The following is a 17653-nucleotide window of genomic DNA, read 5'->3' as shown; positions in this document are numbered from 1 at the left end:
AACAGGGCCTCGAATGTGGGGGCACGCTCAGCGGGGCTGCTCCACCCAGACCTGCACGCGGGCTTCTCCAGCACGCTCAAACTGCAACACTGCTTCGAAACGGTCGCCCGCCAGCAGCGGCTTGGCCAAGCCTCGCAAGCGCAAGCATTGCTTGTTGCTGTGGCGCCATTGCTGCGCGGTGCCGCCGGGCAGGGTCAGAGGCAAGGCCTGACCCTCGGGTGCGGCCACGCCTTGCGCTTGCTCTACTGATGCGGACAGCAGGCGATCCGCTTCGCTGCCGGTATTGCGCACTTCGCGGAAGCACAGCCAGCCTTGCCCGTCTTGCGAGGGCGGGGCGTAGGGGTGATCCATGCGCAGTGCACCGACCCGGAAATCATGAGCCTGGGCCGAGGTGATGGCCAGCATGGTGCACAGGCCGCCCAGGCGAGCGGCCTGCATGAACAGCCTGCGCATCAGTGCTTGTGCTCGTCTTTGGCGGCGGCAGGCGTGCTGAGTTGCTTGGCTTCGGCTTTCACTTCCACGGTTTCGCGCTGCTTGGCCGAGTTCTCGAACACCAGCGTCAGATCGACCTTGTCACCGGCCTTGATGGCCCCCTTCAGGTCCATCAGCATGATGTGATAACCGCCCGGCTTCAGTTCAACGGACTTGCCGGCTGGCAAGTCCAGGCCAGGTACGGCTCGCATCTTCATCACTGAGCCGTCCATGGCCATTTCATGGATTTCCACCACGCCGGCCACTGGCGACCGGGCTTCGACCAAGCGACTGTCACTCTTTGCCTTCAATTGCAAAAAGGCGCCCGTGGCCTTTTGCTGCGCCACGGTGGCGCGCACCCAGGCCTGGCTGACGTCAACTTGCGCAGATGCTTGGAGGGAAGCAACTAGCAAAGCGCAGCCAAACAGTACCTTAGCTATGTGACTCTTCAAAACGATCATCATTGATTCCTAAAGTGGGACGGCCAATTCGAGCGACGATAGCTCGTAGACGGCGATCAATCAAGATGACTTCCGGGCCACCAATGGCGCCTTGCCGGTGGCTGGGTGAGATCATCTCCACATGAATCGGGCGAAGCAGTTTGCCCGAACGGCAGTAGGACGTTCGAGACCGGACGTTGAGGTAGGAGTCCTGCCGCCTCAGCCGATGACGGCTTCATTTGACGAACAGTGAACTTGGTAATCATGCTGTTCATGAAGTCTTGACTTAAAGGCCGCCAACTTGAAAGTCCGCAATGGGCACGGAGCTGCCCGACGGCCATCTGCCTCGGATTTGCTCGGCCTATTGCTATCGGCAAGGTCGTAGGCGCGCCACCAAGCCGCAACTCAAAGGGGAATAGTTGCTAGCCGAGGTCAATCCGCAGGCGATCTACACGGGTGGCCAAGTCGATGGCGAGAAAGACGGTCAAGAATCTGGCGCATGGCCAATCGGCAAAAGCAACACCGCAATTGCTACTCGTAAGTTCGACAAAGTTGATTATGTCGAATTGAAAATTTCACTTCAGCCCAAGCTGCTGGTTTGTAATCGCGCTGCCTTCAGCCAGAAAGATATGCCCAATCAGCGTTGGAGATTTGCTCCCCTGCCCAAGCCACCAAAGGCTCAAAGCGTCCTGCGGCTTGTAAGTGTCATCCATGGCGACGCTTCCCCGCGATCTGAAGCACCAGCATCTCTTGCGCCAAGGCCTGCGAATCGCTTTCCGGAGCCGCCAGTTCCCGCAACGCGTCAGTAATCGAGGGCCTACTGACAGGGGAGCTTTCTTCACCGCAAGCCTAGCATTGCCGGCGCCGGCTCAATGCAAGCGGTATTGGTGAGCGTCTTCCCGGTTCCCGCGCACATTGACACCTTGCGCCTTCCAACGGGCAATATGCGGCGCCAAGCGCTTCACAAAGGCCTTGGGCTCGCTCTGGGCTTGCTGGCGCCACGCCACCTCGGCCACCGCCGCCATGCGCGGGTAAAGCATGAACTCCAGATAAGACTCGCTGCGCACGTTCTCGGTCCACAAAGGCGCCTCGATGCCCAGCACCTTTTCCTGCTGCGCTTCGCTCAAGCCCACCGGCATCGGCTCCCAGGCGACGATCTTCTCCACCGAGACCGGTCCGCCGGTATTGCCCTCCCAGGGTGCGCCCGGCTCACCCAGGCCGGCGGCGTAGTCTAGATACATGCGGTCCGAGGGCGACAGAATCACAGCCTGGCCTTGCTTCAGCGCGGCCAAGACCATCTCGGGGTGGTCCATGCGCCACCACTGCACGATCATGTTGTCTTGCAGGCCGGCAGCGATCACCTCATCCCAGCCAATCGGCACCCGCTTGTGCTTTTGGATCAGCTGCACCATGCGGCGCGCAAACTCGGCCTCGACGAACTTCATCTGCGGCGCCTGCCCGGCCGGGGTCAGGTCTTGCGCCATCGCCAAGACCTCGGGCATCTGCGCCCAACGGGTCTTTTCCACCCAGACCTCATCACCGCCAAAGTGGATATAGCGACCCGGGAACAGCTCGACCAACTCGCCCAAGAGGGTGTCGATGAAGCGGTAGGTCTCAGGCTTGGCTGGATTGAAGGTCACCAGGCCGTCGAAGAACTCCGGGTAAGCGCGCGCCGCAGCGCCGCTGTGGCCGGGCATATCGATCTCGGGAATCACCTCGATATAGCGCTCGGTGGCGTAGCGGACGATGCTTCGGATGTCTTCGGCGCTAAAGAACTGCGCCGGCGCATCGGGGCGCGAATGGTCGCCGCGCCCACCCACCGTGCTCAGCTTTGGGTAGGCCTTGATGGCCAAGCGCCAACCCTGGTCATCGCTGAGATGCAGGTGCAGGCGGTTGAGCTTGTAGAAGGCCATATTGTCGATGACCCGCTTGACGCGCCGCACATCATGGAAATGGCGCGCCACGTCCAACATGATGCCGCGCCACTCAAAGCGAGGGGCGTCGTTGATGTCTACGGCTGGCAGCTCGAAGCCAGCGGAAGCGGCGGTCAACTTGGCCTCTTGCGGCAGGAGTTGCAACAGCGTCTGCGTGGCGTAAAAGGCGCCGCTGTTTTCAGCGGCCTGGATGAGGATCTCATCGGGCTTGATTTGCAGCCGGTAAGCACCCGCCACCTTGCCCACCGAGGGGTCTTGCTCGAAGCGAATCCGCGCTGCACCCGCCGTGCTCGAAGGCGCAAGCTTCAGCCGCAAACCCAAGGTCTGGGCCAGCGATTGCGCAGGTCCAGCCAAACCCTCTGGGGCCAGCACCGGCACCTGGGCGTTCAAGAGAAATGGGGCTTGCCCCGTACCCGCCTTCACCATCTGCGGTTGCGGCAGCAAATTGCCCAGCGGAATGGGCACCGGCAGCGTCGCCGCCGCGGTCTTGGGCGTTGCCGCAAGGGCTGGCGTCAGACCACCCAAGCCAAGCTGCAAGCCCAGGGCCAGGGCCAGAGCGCTGAGCGCCAGGGCGCGAAACATGGCACGTGGCCGCGAGCACAAAGAATCAAAAGGCATAGCGTGCCTGCTCCGTCAGGCGCGGCCAGCGATCGGTACGGAAGGGCACCGCCGGCAGGCCCGCGCGGTTGAACAAGTTGTTGTGCTGCGGGTTGTCCACCCAACCGAAACGCACGGCCACCGGGTCTTGAATTGAATTGTGATGCACCCGCAGCGTCGATGGCCCCATGATTCGGGCCTGTGCCGGCTGAAACTGGCCGGAGGCATCGGCGATGGTGAAACCTTGCAGCGCGCCGCCCCCGCTCATCAAGCCGGGCAGCGCATGATCGAAATGCAATTCGATCTCGTGGCCAATCCGCTTCATGCGGCGGTAGACCGGGCCTTGCACTTGACCTTGGGCTTCCCATGCCTTTTTGACCTTGGGCTGCAAGGCCAGGCCGGCCAGGCGATCACCGACCACCTTTTTATTGCGGGGGTGCAGATTGCCATCGTCGGCCACATCACTGGTCACCACCAGGCCGGTGTGCGGCAGTCGCAGGGCCTGGGTCTGGGCCTCGCGCAACTCGGCCCAGGCGCTGCCACTCAAGGCGTTGAGCGCCGCGGGGTGCTCTGCTGCGATTTGCACCAGATGAAAGGGAAAGTCGCCCTGACCCCAGCGGGTGCGCAGGTCGGTGATGAAGGCGGGCAAGAGGCGTTCATATTGCGCCGCACGGGCTACATTGCTTTCGCCCTGGTACCAAAGCATGCCGCGTAGGCCCACACCCAGCACCGGATTCAACATGCCGTTGAACAAGAGCGATGGCAGCTCATTGGGGCCGGGCGCGGTTTTCCCGAGCAAAGACTCGACACGAGCCTGCCAGGGGCCGGCCAGGGTCAGGTCTTGCGCCCCGAGTTGAAGCCGCAGTTGCTCCGGCGTGCCGTGGATGCCGCCGCCCATGCCCTGGTCGGTCACGCGCACCGCGATCACATTGGCGCCGGCACGTAGGGTCCCAGCGGGCAATGAGTAGTGGCGCGGCCGGTCCCAGCCGCACTGGCTGCCCACGGGCTGGCCGTTGACGAAGGTCTCGTCGCAGTCGTCCACCTGGGCCAGGTGCAGCACCGCCTCGGGCGCTGCCGCCTGGGCTGCGCTGAGCTGCAGAGTCTTGCGATACCAAACCTTGCCGTCCAGATTCGCAAGGCCCTGGGTCTCCCAAATACCGGGGGTTTGCAAGCGCGGCCAGGCGCTGTCATCCAAGTCCGGCTTGGCCCAGCTTGCAGCCTCGGCGGCACCGGCCGGGCCTGTGCCCTGCCAGGCCTTCATTCGGCTCAGCATGCGGTCCTCTTGCTGGGCCACAAAGTCACGCTCCGAGGTCGGCAGCGGCGCCGCCAACAGCGGCGCGATATCGGCCAAGGTCTTCAAAGCCGCAGGGCTCATCCAGGCCTCGATCTGGGTGCCGCCCCAAGACACATTGAGCAGCCCCACCGGCACGCCCAACTCACGGCGCAGGCGCTTGGCAAAGTGATAAGCCACTGCGCTGAACTCGGCCGCATGGGCCGCAGTGGCGGGCTGCCAGGCCGCGGGGGCTATATCGTCCTGTGGCTGCAAAGCCGCGCGGTGGGCGACCTTGATGTGGCGGATGCCGGGGTCATTGGCGGCAGCGGCTTCGGCAGGGCCGTCCAGCGAATCCCGCAAAGCCCATTCCATATTGGACTGGCCCGAGCACAGCCAAACCTCGCCCACCAGTACATCGCCCACGGTCAGGGGCGCCCGACTCTGGTTGCCCTTGACCGTCAAGGTATGCGGCCCGCCGGCCGCCTCAGGTTTCAGGCGAAGGCGCCATTGGCCTTGCGCATCGGCCTTGACGGTTTGGCGCTGCTGGCGAAAGCTGACTAGCACCGTCTCGCCCGGTGCCGCCCAGCCCCACACGGGGATCGCCTTCTCGCGCTGCAAGACCATGTGCTCGCCGAACAGCCCATGCAGCCGTACCTCGGCATGCGCTGCAGCGCTCAGACCGGCCAAGCACAGCAGCGCTGCCGCGCGCCAGCTCATGGCTTGGACGACCAAGTGAAGGTCACCACGCTGTGCTTGGGCAAGCTGTAGGTGAAGCGGCGCTCGCCACCCTCCGCGCTACCCACACTGAAGCGACGGCTGCTGGCCTCGCCATTGCTGACGATCAGCACGATGGATCCATCATCGGCATTGCGAAACGCCACCGTCTCCATGCCGCCCACCTTGGCTGGCGAAGCAATGCGCTGGGCGCCGCGACGCACAAACTTGCTGGCGTGGCCCAGGGCGTAGTACTCCAGATTGCGGGTGACCGCGCCGGTCTTGCTGTCGATGGTGACCACGCCGCGGCAGTCATTGCAGCCCCCCAGATGCGGGCCGTATTTTTCATCCAGAGCCAGGTTCCACATCAGCACGCCCTTGGCCCAGCCGCGGGTGCTGCCAATGACCAGATTGCTCATCATCCAAGGCAAGGTCTTGTGCCACTCGGGCGCCCATTCGCCGCCCGAGCATTCGGTGAACCAAGTCTCTTTGTCGGGGTGGGCGGTGTGCACCACGGTCTGGGCGAACACATCACCCGCATAGCAATGCCAGCCCACGCCATCGACATAGGACCGCGCCACGGGATCGGACAAGACCGCCAGCGGCGACTTCACTTCGTCCCAGTTGTGATCCCAATCGATCAACTTGACCTTCATGCCGCGCTGCTTGAGCAGCGGGCCCAGATGCTGACCAAAGACGGCGGCACGCTCGGCCGGGTCCACCCGCATGCCGGGGTAATCGCCCGGCTCGTTATGCGGCTCGTTCTGAATGGTCAGCGCGAAGATAGGCACACCTTCGGCGGCAAATGCGTCGACGTAACGGACCAGATACTCAGAAAACACGCCGTACATCTCGGGCTTCAAGCGGCCCTTGATCATGCTCTCGGTCTGCTTCATCCAGCCCGGCGCGCTCCAGGGCGAAGCCATCACCTGCAAGCTGGGGTTGATGGCCAGGGCGCTTTTGACCACCGGCAGCACATCCGCCCGATTCGGCTCGATCGAGAAGGCCTTCAAGCCCATATCGGTCTGTCCGGGGGGCAGGTCCAGATAGCTGTAGTGGCTGCGCGAGAAGTCCGAAGCGCCTATGGTCAAGCGGGTCAGGTCGAAGCCCACACCGTTCGGCCCGCGCCCGAACAATTCCTCCATCAAGGCTTTGCGCTGCGCCTCGTTCATGCGCTGCTGGATCAACCAGGCCGAAGCGTCGGTGATTGCGGCGCCAAAGCCTTCCATGGTTTGGAAGCGCTGGCTCGCGTCGACCTCAATGTGCAGGGGCAAGGCTTTCTGCCCAGTTTTGAATCTGCTGTCAGGTTCGCGGGCCAAGAGGCGGCTGCGGTCGGCGCGGGTCTGCCAAGAAGATGCCGTGTCAGCCGCCTGGACCAGACTGGCCAGACTCAGCATGCACAAGCTCAGCGGAAGCGCGCGAAGACGTGAAGTCGAGAGTTTCATGAGAGGAAGCCTTGAAATAAAAGGAGCAGATCAATCCAGCCGCGCACGCAGCAGCAGCGGATGGTGGTCGGATGGGAAGCGGCCCGCCAGCGAATCGCTGAGCACGCCGTACTTGAGCACCGTGATGCCGGGGCTGAGGAAAACGTAGTCGATGCGCGCGTCCATGGGTGCGTCGATCTTGAAGCCATTGAAGGTGCCCACCGGCCCATAGGGCGGGCTTTGGCTGACCAGATAGGCATCGCGCAAACTGGCCTGCATCAGGCGGATCTGCTCGGTCTCCGGCGTGGAATTGAAGTCGCCGAGGCAGAACACCGGCGCCGCGCCCGCAATGGCCTTGACCTTTTGCAGCAAGAGCTTGGCCGATTCTTTGCGCGCCACTTCGCCTTCATGGTCAAAGTGCACCGAGAACACAAAGAAGTTGCGGCCGCTCTCTCGGTCGCGCAGCTGCACCCAAGTCGCCAGGCGATTGCAGCAACGGGCGTCCCAGCCCTTGGAAGGCTGATCCGGCGTCTGGCTGAGCCAGAAGTCGCCATGGCTGAGCGCTTCAAAGCGGGTCTTGCGGAAGAAGATGGCCGAGTGCTCACCGCCGCGCTTGCCGTCATCGCGGCCCACGCCCACAAAGGCGAACTCACCCATGGCGGCCAGCTCATCGATCTGCTCAGGCATGCCTTCCTGGGTGCCGAAAACATCGAACTCGTGATAACGGATCAAGGCCTTGACGGCCTCGGCACGTTTGGGCCAGGCGTTAGGGCCATCGGAGGCCAGATTCAGGCGCAGGTTGTAGCTGGCGATCTGCAGACTAGGGCCGGCGGCCAGGGCCGGTAGCGCGAGCGTTGTGCTCATCAGCACGGCAAGATGAAGCGCACAGCGAGAAAGAAATCGTGCGATCAACATGCCTGCTTCTCCATCGATGCCGCTTGGCAGTGCTCAGCAATGAAGTCGGCCTGTGTAGGCATCACCTGCACGCAGCGGGTGATAACCTGCTTGATGTGATCCAGCAGCTCTTGCGCCTCGGCCAGCGGTGTTTCCTCGGCCAGCGGGTGGTAGCCCTGGGGCCGCAGGCCTTGGCCGTTCATCACCTGCAACCAGCTGACCTCGGCGAAGAGCTCCTCGCCCTCGCGGAAGATGCGGCCATTGCTGCGGTAAAGGTCCATCTTGCGCTGCAGCGTCTCGGGCACCTCCATCTGGCGGCAATGGTTCCAGAAGGCGGAGTCATCACGGGCCGTGGCCTTGTAGTGCAGGATGATGAAGTCGCGGATGCGCTCCAACTCGAACTGAGTCTGGCGGTTGTACTCATCGATGTCGGCCGCACCGAGCCCGCCATGCGGGAAGAAGCTGATCAGCCGCGCCAGCGCGGTCTGGATCAAATGAATGCTGGTCGACTCCAAAGGTTCCAAAAAGCCCGCGGCCAGACCCACAGCCACGCAGTTCTGCTGCCAAGCCTTGTTGAGACGACCGGGCTGGAACTTGATCACCCTTGGCTCGGCCAGCGGCTTGCCGTCCAGATGGCGCATCAGCACGGCTTTGGCTTCAGCCTCGTCCATGAAGCGGCTGGCGAAGACATGGCCATTGCCGGTGCGGTGCTGTAGCGGGATGCGCCACTGCCAACCGGCGCTGTGCGCCGTCGCCCGGGTGATGGGCAACAAGGGGCCGGCGGACTCGCAAGGCACGGCGATGGCCCGGTCACAAGGCAGCCAGTGCGACCAGTCTTCAAAGCCCACGCCCAAGGTCTTGGCCATCAGCAAGGCATGCATGCCGGTGCAGTCGAGGAAGAAGTCGCCCTCGATCAAGACGCCGCTGTCCAGACGCAAGGCTTGAATCCTGCCGTCTGCTACAGCTTGCTGGACTTCAACGATGCGCCCCTCGCTGCGGCGCACGTCGCGCTGCTCGGCATATTGACGCAAATACTTGGCATAGAGCGAGGCGTCGAATTGGTAGGCGCTGGCAATATCGGCTAAGGGCGAGCCCACCATCTCGGGCCGGGCGCGCATGAACTTGGCTTGCAGCGGCGCCATGGTGTTGATCGAGTACTCGCCCAACTCCGCTGCCAGCCCAGCACGGCGTAACCTCAGCCATTGCTGGTGAAAGCTGACCGAACCAAAGTCCTGGCCAAACTTGCCAAAACCGTGGATGTAGCGCTCGCCGATGGCACCCCAATTGACGAACTCAATGCCCAGCTTGAAAGTGCCTTGAGTCGCGCGGATGAAGTCGTCTTCATCAATGCCTAAAGCGGCATTGAAGTTCTTGATATTGGGAATGGTGGCTTCGCCCACGCCGATCGTGCCGATCTCTTCGGACTCGACCAGATGGATCTCGTACGCGCCGGGCAGCAGGCGGGACAGCGCCGCAGCGCTCATCCAACCCGCCGTGCCGCCGCCCGCAATGACGATGCGGCGCAAGGGTGGAAGGCTCATCTGAAAACTCTCCGGTGATGGGGCTCTGGGCTTTGGTCTTAAAGCCGCTGCTCGCTGCGCTGATCAAACAGCGAGGCGCGCGCCAGGTCGAGCTGGAAGCTGACCGTTTGATCCGGCTGCAACTGCACATGGTCCTCGACGATGGCGGCCAAAAGCTGCTCGCCGGACTTCAGCCAGACCACCTGGTGGTTGCCCATGGGCTCAATCAGATGGACGACACCGCGCCAGGCGCCTTGCGGGTCCAAGCGCACATGCTCGGGGCGAACGCCCAGCAGCACTGGCTGATTCGCCTGTGGGCGATTCTGGAAGGGGTAAGCGCTGAGCTCGGCATTCAGGCCGCCGCGCAAAGACACCGCGCCATCGGCTGCAACGTCCAGCGTGCCCGGCACCAGATTCATGCCCGGCGCGCCCAAAAAGCCCGCGACGAAGAGATTGGCCGGTCGCTCATAGACCTCGGTCGGCGCGCCGATTTGCTGGATCACGCCGCCCTTCATCACCACGATGCGGCTGGCCAGGGTCATGGCTTCCACCTGGTCGTGGGTGACGTAAATCATGGTCGAACCGAGGTTTTTGTGCAGCAGCTTGAGCTCGCGGCGCAGCTCGGCGCGCAACTTGGCGTCCAAGTTGGACAGCGGCTCGTCAAACAACAGCACCGCCGCCTCCCGCACCAGGGCGCGGCCGATGGCCACGCGCTGGCGTTGGCCGCCGGAGAGCTGTCCCGGCTTGCGCTGCAGCAGCGGCTGCAACTGCAGCATGGTGGCCACGCGCTGCACGCGGCGCTGCAACTCGTCCTTGGGGCAGCCGCTGACGCGCAGGCCGAAGGACATATTCTTCTCCACCGTCATGGTCGGGTAGAGGGCATAGGACTGAAACACCATGCCGATGCCGCGCTCGCTGGGGTCGGCGAAGGTCATGTCCTGACCGGCAATCTCCACGGTGCCTTCGGCAATGCTCTCAAAATCGGTCAAGCCGGCAATGCTGTGCAGCAAGGTGGACTTGCCACAGCCCGAGGGGCCGAGCAAAACCAAGAACTCGCCCTCATGGATCTCCAGATTCAGGCCCTTGATGACCTCGTTGCCATCGAAGCGTATGCACAAGTCGCGGATGCTGACTCCACTCTTGGGCTGTGGGCTCGTCGTCGTCATCATTTTTCTCTCAATCAACCTTTGACCGCGCCGGCCGCAATGCCGCGCACAAACCAGCGTCCGGAGACGAAATAAACCAGCAAGGGCACCATGGAGGTGAGGATGGTGGCCGCCATGTTCACGTTGTAAAGCCGCTCACCGGTGGTGGTGTTGATCACGTTATTGAGCTGCACCGTCATCGGCAGATGCTCGCGGCCGGCGAAGACCAGGCCGAGGATGTAGTCGTTCCAAACCCCGGTCACCTGCATGATGGCCGCCACCACGATGATGGGCGTGGACATGGGCAACATCAGCTGCAAGAAGATGCGCCAGAAGCCGCCACCATCGATGCGCGCCGCCTTGAACAGTTCTTGCGGAATGGCGCTGTAGTAGTTGCGGAACAGCAGCGTCATCACCGGCATGCTGAAGATCAGGTGCACGAACACGATGCCGGGCAGCGAGCTGTACAAGCCCAGCGTCGCCATCACCTTGACCAGCGGATAAATCATCACTTGCACGGGAATGAAGGCGCCCAGCATCAAGATGCCAAACAGCAGGTTGGCGCCGCGCGGCCGCCAGAAGCTCAGCGCATAGCCATTCAAAGCCCCGATGAACACCGGCAGGATGGTGCTGGGCACCACGATGGCGACCGAGTTCCAGAAACCCGCGCTGATGCCCTCACAAGACACGCCCGTGCAGACCTCGCTCCAGGCTGCTCGCCAAGGGTCCAGCGTGGCCTGCATGGGCAGCGCGAACAACTGGCCCAGGCGAATCTCTTCCATGGTCTTGAAAGAGGTGACCAGCATGATGTAGAGCGGGGCCAAGAAGAACAGGGCGGCCGTCACCAAGAAGGCGTAGATGCCCCAGCGGGCTGGATTGAATTTCCCGCGTGCCTTGGCGCGGCGTGCGGCTTGTGTTTTCATCACAAGAGCTGAGTGGCTCATGCGCCCCTCCCCTTCATCGCCTTGCGGCTGCGGGCGTAGAAAAATGGCGCCACCAGGGCCAGGACGGTGAGCAGCAGCACGATGGCGCCGGCCGAGGCCAGGGCCACATTGGCGCGGCCGAACAGGTGGTCCATGATGAATTTGGCCGGCACATCGCTGGCTGTGCCGGGGCCGCCCTGGGTCATGGCGGCGACGGCGTCAAACACCTTGACCGCTGCGGTGAACAGCAGCACGAAGACGGTGGCAAAGGAGGCGCCGAGCATCGGCAAAACGATAGACAGGTACACACGCCAAGGCTTGATGCCGTCGATGCGCGCAGCCTTCCAGATGTCTTCATCAATGCCGCGCAGGCCGGCCAAGAGAAGCGCCATCACCAGGCCCGAGGCCTGCCAGACCGAAGCGATCACCACGGTGTAGATCACCTTGTCTTGGTCAATGATCCAGTCAAAGGTGAAGTTCTCGAAGCCCATTTGACGCACCGCTTGCTGGATACCGTCGGTGGGATTGAGCACCCATTGCCAGACCAGGCCGGTGGCCACGAAAGACATGGCGTAGGGGTAGAGAAAAATAGTGCGCAAGAGGCCCTCGCCCCTCACCTTTTGGTCGATGAAGACGGCCAACAAGAAGCCGATCACCATGCAGGCCAGGATGAACAGAACGCCATAGATGGCCAGGTTCTCCAGCGAGAGCAACCAGCGTTCGTTGCCAAACAGGCGCTCGTACTGGGCCAGGCCGACGAAGTCATCCTTGGGGAAGGTGCGCGAGCTGCTCAGCGAAACACGCAGGCTCCAGAGCACAGCGCCTAGATAGCCCAGCAGGACCGTCAGCGCCATGGGTAACAAGGCCGCCCAGGGCGTGAGCCTGCGGAAGATTGAAAGCCGTGGTTTGCTCGACATCAGTGGCTTGTCATCAGTTGCCATTGAGCGCCGCGATCAGGTCTTTTTGCACCTTCTCGACCGGGATGTTGCGGTTCCAGTAGGCAGTGACGATGTCTTGAATGGCGCCGTTTTGATCCGGCGTCAGGTAGACCTCGCCATTGCCCAGGTGGCGCGACTTGTCCTTCATGATGGCCACCCCCTGCTGACCGCAGATGTCCAGCTGACTTGCATCGATATCGGTGCGCGCCGGGATCGAACCCTTCTTGATGCTGAAAGCGATCTGCGTGGCCGGTGTGGTGGCCACGGTGGCAAGTAGTTTCTGCGCCTTGATGGCCTCGGGCTGATTGGTCTTGGGGAAGACCAAAACATCGCCCTGGATGATGTAGGGCGAGTTGGGGCCGAAGCCGGCGATGCAGCCGTAGTCGCGCCCGGCTTCTTGCTTGGCCAGGGCGAACTCGCCCTTGGCCCAGTCACCCATGAACTGCACGCCGGCCTTTCCATTGATCAGCAAGGCGGTGGCGTCATTCCAGTTGCGGCCCGGCGAGCCCTTGTCCACATAGCTCTGCAAGCGCTTGAAGCTCAGCAGCACGTTCTTGAACTCGGGCGACATGATGGCCTTGGGGTCGCGGTCGCGCATGACCTTGAGGTAGAGCTCGCGCCCGCCCACATTGCTGAGTACGGCGGCGAACACCGTGTTGTCCTGCCAGGGCTGGCCGCCATGAGCCAGGCCGATCAGGCCGGCGGCCTTGAGCTTGTCGAGCGCCGCGAAGAGCTCGTCCATGGTCTTGGGCTCGGCCGTGATGCCGGCCTTCTTGAAGGCGGCCTTGGAGGTCCAGATCCAAGCCGGCATATGGATATTGACCGGCGCGGCGTAGTAATGGCCCTTGACCTTGATGACCTTGAGCACAGTCTCGGGCAAGACCTGATCCCACTTGCCGGCGGCAGCGGCCTCGTCGATATTGTTCAACAGGCCTTGTTCCACCACATCCAGAAACTGCTTGGAGGTGTTGAACTGCGCAGCGGTTGGCGGGTTGCCGCCGACGATGCGGTTGATGGCCACCGAGCGGGCTTGCTCGCCCAGGGCCACGGCCGTGTCCTTCCAGGCGCCACCGGCGGCGCTATACGCATCGGCCAGGGCTTTGACGGCGGCCGACTCGCCGCCCGAGGTCCACCAGTGGATGACTTCGGCCTTCAGAGGCGCCGCCGGAGCAGCAGCAGGCTTTGCCTGCGCCTGTGCAATACCGGCGCTCCCGAGGGCTGCAAGCAAGCAAGCGAACTTGCGCAGTACAGGGCGAAGAACGGGGCGAGAAAGGGCTTTCACTTTTCAGCGTCTCCAGGCTGCAGGAACTGGGCGTACCACTGGCCGCTGGCCTTCAGGGTACGTTGCTGGGTTTCAAAATCAACATAACTCAGACCGAAGCGGCGCAGATAGCCTTCGGCCCACTCGAAGTTATCGAGCAAGCTCCAGGCAAAATAGCCCTTCAAAGGCACGCCGGCAGCCATGGAGCGCCGCGCGGCCGCCAGGTGGCGGGCCAGGTAGCTGCGGCGCTGCACATCCTCAACACGGCCGTCGGGCAGCATCTCGTCCTCGAAGGTCGAGCCGTTCTCGGTCAGGTAGACGCAATTCGGCGCGTAGTCGCGCTGGATGCGGGTCAGCAGGGTCACCATGCCCTCGGGGTCAACTTCCCAGCCAAAGGCGGTGCGCTCGACGCCGGGCGTCTCGACCACGCGGGTGGCGATGGGGGCCACACCGGGTGCGTTCTCAATCCGCTCAGGGAAGTAGTAATTGACGCCCAAGAAATCGGTCGGCGTGGCGATCTCGCGCAGATCGGTGCTGAGCGCGTGCGGCGCATCGTCGCCTAAGAGCGCCAAGATGTCTTGCGGATAGCCACGGTCATGCAAGGGGTCGAGGAACCAGCGATTGCGCAGACCGTCGTGGCGCTCAGCCGCGGCGGCATCGGCGGCGCTATTGCTGGCCGGCGAGATCGGGTGCAGGCTCAGCGTGATGCCAACTTGCGCATCAGGCACCAGACGCTTGATCAGCGGCACGGCGCGGCCATGCGAGAGCAGCAGATGGTGGCAGACCAGCAAGGCGGTCTTGTGATCCTTCAAACCCGGCGCGTGGTTGCCTTCGAAGTTGCCGAGGAAGGCGGTGCAATAGGGCTCGTTGTGGGTGATCCAGTGCTTGACACGGTCGCCCAGGCGGCGCGCCACCAGTTCGGTGTACTCAAGGAAGGCATCGATGGTGGCGCGATTGGCCCAGCCGCCTTTGTCTTGCAATGCTTGCGGCAGATCCCAGTGGTAGAGCGTGGCCCAGGGTTGCAGGCCGCGCTCCAGCATGCCGTCGACCAGGCGGGAATAGAAGTCCAAACCCTTTTCATTGGCGGCACCGCGCCCTTGCGGCAGCACGCGCGGCCAGGCGATGGAGAAGCGGTAGGCGTTGACGCCCAGTTGCTGGGCCATGTCCAGATCTTCGGGCCAGCGGTGGTAGTGGTCGCAGGCCACCTCGCCGCTGCTGCCGTCACGAATGCGACCGGGCTCGTTGCAAAAGCGATCCCAGATCGACTCGCCACGGCCGTCTTCATGGATCGCGCCTTCGATTTGGTAGGAGGAGGTGGAGCAACCCCAACGGAAGTCGCTGGGGAAGTCGCTGCGCACAATCAGCGGCATGGCGGTAGCGGCGCTCAGTTCGGAGTTCAGTTCGGCGTTCAAGGGCGAGGAAGTCGGCAATGTCATGGTTGAGAAGCGTTGGAAAACTGAGTGCAGCTGAGTGCGTCGGCATCGCGGGCAGCCCCCGAGACGACGCGGATGTTGGCGATGGCCGCAGCAAAAGGTGCGTCGGCACTGAGGCTGAAGGGTGAGCCGATGCGGCTCAGATTGGCGCCCTGTTCGGCAAAGCAGGCGAGCGGAATCTTCAAGCTCTGGCGCTGACCGACGGGCCGGCCGGCCAGGGCCGTATTCAGGTTCAGCGTGCCGGCGCAGGCGGGAGCGCCGGAGCCGCATTCCATGCGCAAGCGCACCGGCTGGGTGGCGGCTTGCTCGACGATCAGGTCGAACACCAGCGCTGGCGCGGGGTAAACCATCAGATCACTCAGCTGGTTCGCACCGATATGGAAGGTGGCCGGTCCCATCCAGACCAAACGCTTGGCGTCTTGCTGGGTGTTGACCTGGCTGCTGGAGACTCGAATAGCGGGCTGTTCGGCCGGCACCTCCAGCACCGCATTCAAATCCGAACCCAGGCCGCGATTCGGCCATGCCCCCGTGGGGCTGCCCACATGCATTTGGAAGGGGCCTTGACCGGTCTGGCGGAAGATCAAGAGCTCTTTGGATACATCGCAGCCGCCGCTCATCTGCCGCACAGGCAATTGCGACACATGGCCGGGCTTGGCGTAGCTCAGGCCGTAGCCGGCTTTGAACAAAGGCTTGCTCTTGGCGCTGACGCAAGGCGCGGCCGGCCAGGCAAACGGCAGCTTGGCGCGGAAGTCATGGGCCGGCTGACCGTTCGCGCCTTTGAACAAAACATCGGCCACGCCGCCGGCTTCGCTGCCTGGCAACCAGGCGGCCACAAAGGCGTCGGACAGGTTCAGCAAGTCGTGGGTGTAGACGGTGCGGCCACTCATGAAGACGGTGGTCACCGGCACGCCCTTGCCGCTGACGGCGCGCAAAACGGCCAAGTCTTCGGGGTAGCGCTGGCTGTGCTGCAAGCTGCTGGAAGGCGAGATGTCACCTACGCCTTCGGCATAAGGGGTTTCGCCAATCACCGCGATGACGGCATCGAAGCGGCTCACATCCACATCGGCGGCGTTGGCGCTGAAGGCAACTTCGGCCGCGCCGGCCACTTCGCGGATGCCCGCCAGCAGCGATTGTGAAGACGGGAAATCGGCGTATTGCGTATCGGTGCCCTGCCAGGTCAAGCTCCAGCCGCCGGCCTGGTTGGTCAGGTTGTCGGCGCTCTTGCCCACAACCAGGATTCGTTTGCCTTGAGCCAAGGGCAGCGTGCCACGCCCGTTCTTCAAGAGCACCAGGGTCTGGCGCACCGCACGGCGGGCCAAGTCGCGTTCCAGCAAGGCTTCGGACTTGCCGGCTACCGCGCTTTGCTTGGGGGCGGTTTCGAACAAACCGGCGCGCAGCTTGACGCGCAGGATGCGGCTCACCGCATCGTCAATGCGAGCCATCGGGATCTCGCCGCGCTCGACCTGGGCGATGGTGTTCTTGATGAAGGCGCGCCAGTCCTCGGGCACCATCACCATGTCCACCCCGGCCTTGATGGCCTGGGCGCAGCTGTTGTCGCTGCAGCCGGGGACTTGGCCGATGCCGTTCCAGTCGGAGACGACAAAGCCGTCAAAGCCCATTTTCTGCTTCAAGGCCTCGGTCAGCAGGGCGTGGCTGCCGTGCATCTTGCCGTAGTCATGGCCATTGGGTTTGGCGGCTGTCTTTGCGCCGACATCGGTCCAGCTGTGGAAGGAAGCCATCACCGTCTGCACGCCGGTGGCCAGGGTGGCGTAATAGCCCTGGCCGTGCACATTGATCATTTGCGCGCGGCTGATCTTGCTGTGACCCTGGTCGCGGCCAAACTCGGTGCTGCCGTCGCCGATGAAATGCTTGGCGGTGGCGACCACCTTGCTGTCACTCTTCAGGTCACCTTGCAAGCCGCGCACCGAGGCGGCGCCCAGACGGGCCACCACTTGCGGGTCGGCCGAAAAGCTCTCATAGGTGCGACCCCAGCGGGCATCTTGTGCCACCGCCAAGGTCGGGGCGAATACCCATTGAATGCCCGTGGCGCGCACTGCCTTGGCGGTGGCCGCGCCGATAGCTTCGACCAAGGCGGCGTCATTCGCAGCGCCCAGGCCGATATTGTGTGGAAACAGGGTCGCGCCACGCACATTGCCGTGGCCGTGGACCGCGTCGGTGCCCCAGATCAGCGGGATGGGCGTGCGCGCGCCGCTGGCCATGGAGGCCTCGTAATAGGCTTGCGACAAGGCCAGCCAATCGGCAGCCGAGGCATCGCGCTTATTGCCAGGCCAGGTGCCGCCGCCATTCAGCACCGAGCCAATGTAGTAACGCCCCACTTCAGCGGGGGTGATGGATTTGATCTCCGGCTGGGTCATCTGACCCACCTTTTCGGCCAAGCTCATGCCCGCCACGATGGCCGCAATGCGCGCCTCCATCGCCGGGTCTTGCGCTACCGCGCTTTTCACGGCGGGCCAGTCGCGCAAGGTGGGCGCGGCCTGGGTCTGCGCCGCAGCACAAACCAAGAAGGCCGCGGCACTCAGGCAAGACAAGAGCGATGGAAGTCGGGTTAAGTGCGTGGGCATGGGCATGGCGGCCTCAAACAATTTCGTGACTCGGCTGTGGCGCCGTGGGCAGGGGGATGAAGACAGCCTCCATCGTCAATCAAGGCTGAGTTCACCCCACCTGC

14 protein-coding genes are annotated in these 17653 nt (G+C 63.2%); all 14 read right to left on the bottom strand.

The window, feature by feature from the left end; genetic code table 11:
* Positions 1-27: 27 nt before the first annotated feature.
* The 14 genes from AABB87_RS16500 to AABB87_RS16435 all read right to left on the bottom strand — a co-directional run bounded on the left by AABB87_RS16500 (position 28) and on the right by AABB87_RS16435 (position 17549).
* Positions 28-453, bottom strand: a complete 426-nt coding sequence (locus AABB87_RS16500) for a copper chaperone PCu(A)C (protein ID WP_341972315.1) — start codon at positions 451-453, stop codon at positions 28-30.
* The gene (locus AABB87_RS16495; RefSeq protein WP_341972382.1) at positions 453-932 is read right to left on the bottom strand and encodes a copper chaperone PCu(A)C; all 480 of its coding nucleotides are present in this window, start codon (positions 930-932) and stop codon (positions 453-455) included. The genes AABB87_RS16500 and AABB87_RS16495 overlap by 1 nt, the downstream gene beginning before the upstream one ends.
* 554 nt (positions 933-1486) lie before the next feature.
* A complete protein-coding gene (locus tag AABB87_RS16490; RefSeq protein ID WP_341972313.1) occupies positions 1487-1624 on the bottom strand; it encodes a hypothetical protein in 138 nt (45 codons plus the stop codon).
* 156 nt (positions 1625-1780) lie between these two features.
* Positions 1781-3463: a beta-N-acetylhexosaminidase gene (locus AABB87_RS16485; protein ID WP_341972311.1), complete on the bottom strand. Its 1683-nt coding sequence runs from the start codon at positions 3461-3463 to the stop codon at positions 1781-1783.
* Entirely contained in the window at positions 3453-5432 is a 1980-nt protein-coding gene (locus AABB87_RS16480) for a sialate O-acetylesterase (protein ID WP_341972309.1), read from the bottom strand. The genes AABB87_RS16485 and AABB87_RS16480 overlap by 11 nt, the downstream gene beginning before the upstream one ends.
* Positions 5429-6703 carry a glycoside hydrolase family 30 protein gene (locus tag AABB87_RS16475; protein WP_341972307.1) on the bottom strand — a complete coding sequence of 425 codons (1275 nt, stop codon included), beginning with the start codon at positions 6701-6703 and terminating at the stop codon, positions 5429-5431. Before AABB87_RS16475 ends, AABB87_RS16480 begins: the two co-directional genes overlap by 4 nt.
* A gap of 201 nt (positions 6704-6904) precedes the next feature.
* Positions 6905-7717 carry an endonuclease/exonuclease/phosphatase family protein gene (locus AABB87_RS16470; RefSeq protein WP_341972305.1) on the bottom strand — a complete coding sequence of 271 codons (813 nt, stop codon included), beginning with the start codon at positions 7715-7717 and terminating at the stop codon, positions 6905-6907.
* A gap of 44 nt (positions 7718-7761) precedes the next feature.
* On the bottom strand, positions 7762-9288 hold the full coding sequence (locus tag AABB87_RS16465; RefSeq protein WP_341972303.1) for a tryptophan halogenase family protein: 1527 nt from the start codon (positions 9286-9288) through the stop codon (positions 7762-7764).
* 38 nt (positions 9289-9326) lie between these two features.
* On the bottom strand, positions 9327-10436 hold the full coding sequence (locus tag AABB87_RS16460; RefSeq protein WP_341972301.1) for an ABC transporter ATP-binding protein: 1110 nt from the start codon (positions 10434-10436) through the stop codon (positions 9327-9329).
* Positions 10437-10447: 11 nt separating this feature from the next.
* Entirely contained in the window at positions 10448-11335 is an 888-nt protein-coding gene (locus AABB87_RS16455; protein WP_341972299.1) for a carbohydrate ABC transporter permease, read from the bottom strand.
* Positions 11336-11352: 17 nt separating this feature from the next.
* Entirely contained in the window at positions 11353-12252 is a 900-nt protein-coding gene (locus AABB87_RS16450) for a carbohydrate ABC transporter permease (RefSeq protein WP_341972295.1), read from the bottom strand.
* Between the two features lie 13 nt (positions 12253-12265).
* The gene (locus tag AABB87_RS16445; protein ID WP_341972293.1) at positions 12266-13501 is read right to left on the bottom strand and encodes an ABC transporter substrate-binding protein; all 1236 of its coding nucleotides are present in this window, start codon (positions 13499-13501) and stop codon (positions 12266-12268) included.
* A gap of 50 nt (positions 13502-13551) precedes the next feature.
* The gene (locus AABB87_RS16440) at positions 13552-14970 is read right to left on the bottom strand and encodes a GH1 family beta-glucosidase (RefSeq protein ID WP_341972291.1); all 1419 of its coding nucleotides are present in this window, start codon (positions 14968-14970) and stop codon (positions 13552-13554) included.
* The gene (locus tag AABB87_RS16435) at positions 14967-17549 is read right to left on the bottom strand and encodes a glycoside hydrolase family 3 protein (RefSeq protein ID WP_341972289.1); all 2583 of its coding nucleotides are present in this window, start codon (positions 17547-17549) and stop codon (positions 14967-14969) included. Before AABB87_RS16435 ends, AABB87_RS16440 begins: the two co-directional genes overlap by 4 nt.
* Positions 17550-17653: the final 104 nt, after the last annotated feature.

The sequence above is a fragment of the Roseateles sp. PN1 genome (assembly GCF_038419725.1).
GTDB lineage: Bacteria > Pseudomonadota > Gammaproteobacteria > Burkholderiales > Burkholderiaceae_C > Paucibacter_A.
The sequence above is the reverse complement of the archived record's forward strand: the minus strand, read 5'-3'. Positions and strand labels throughout refer to the sequence as shown.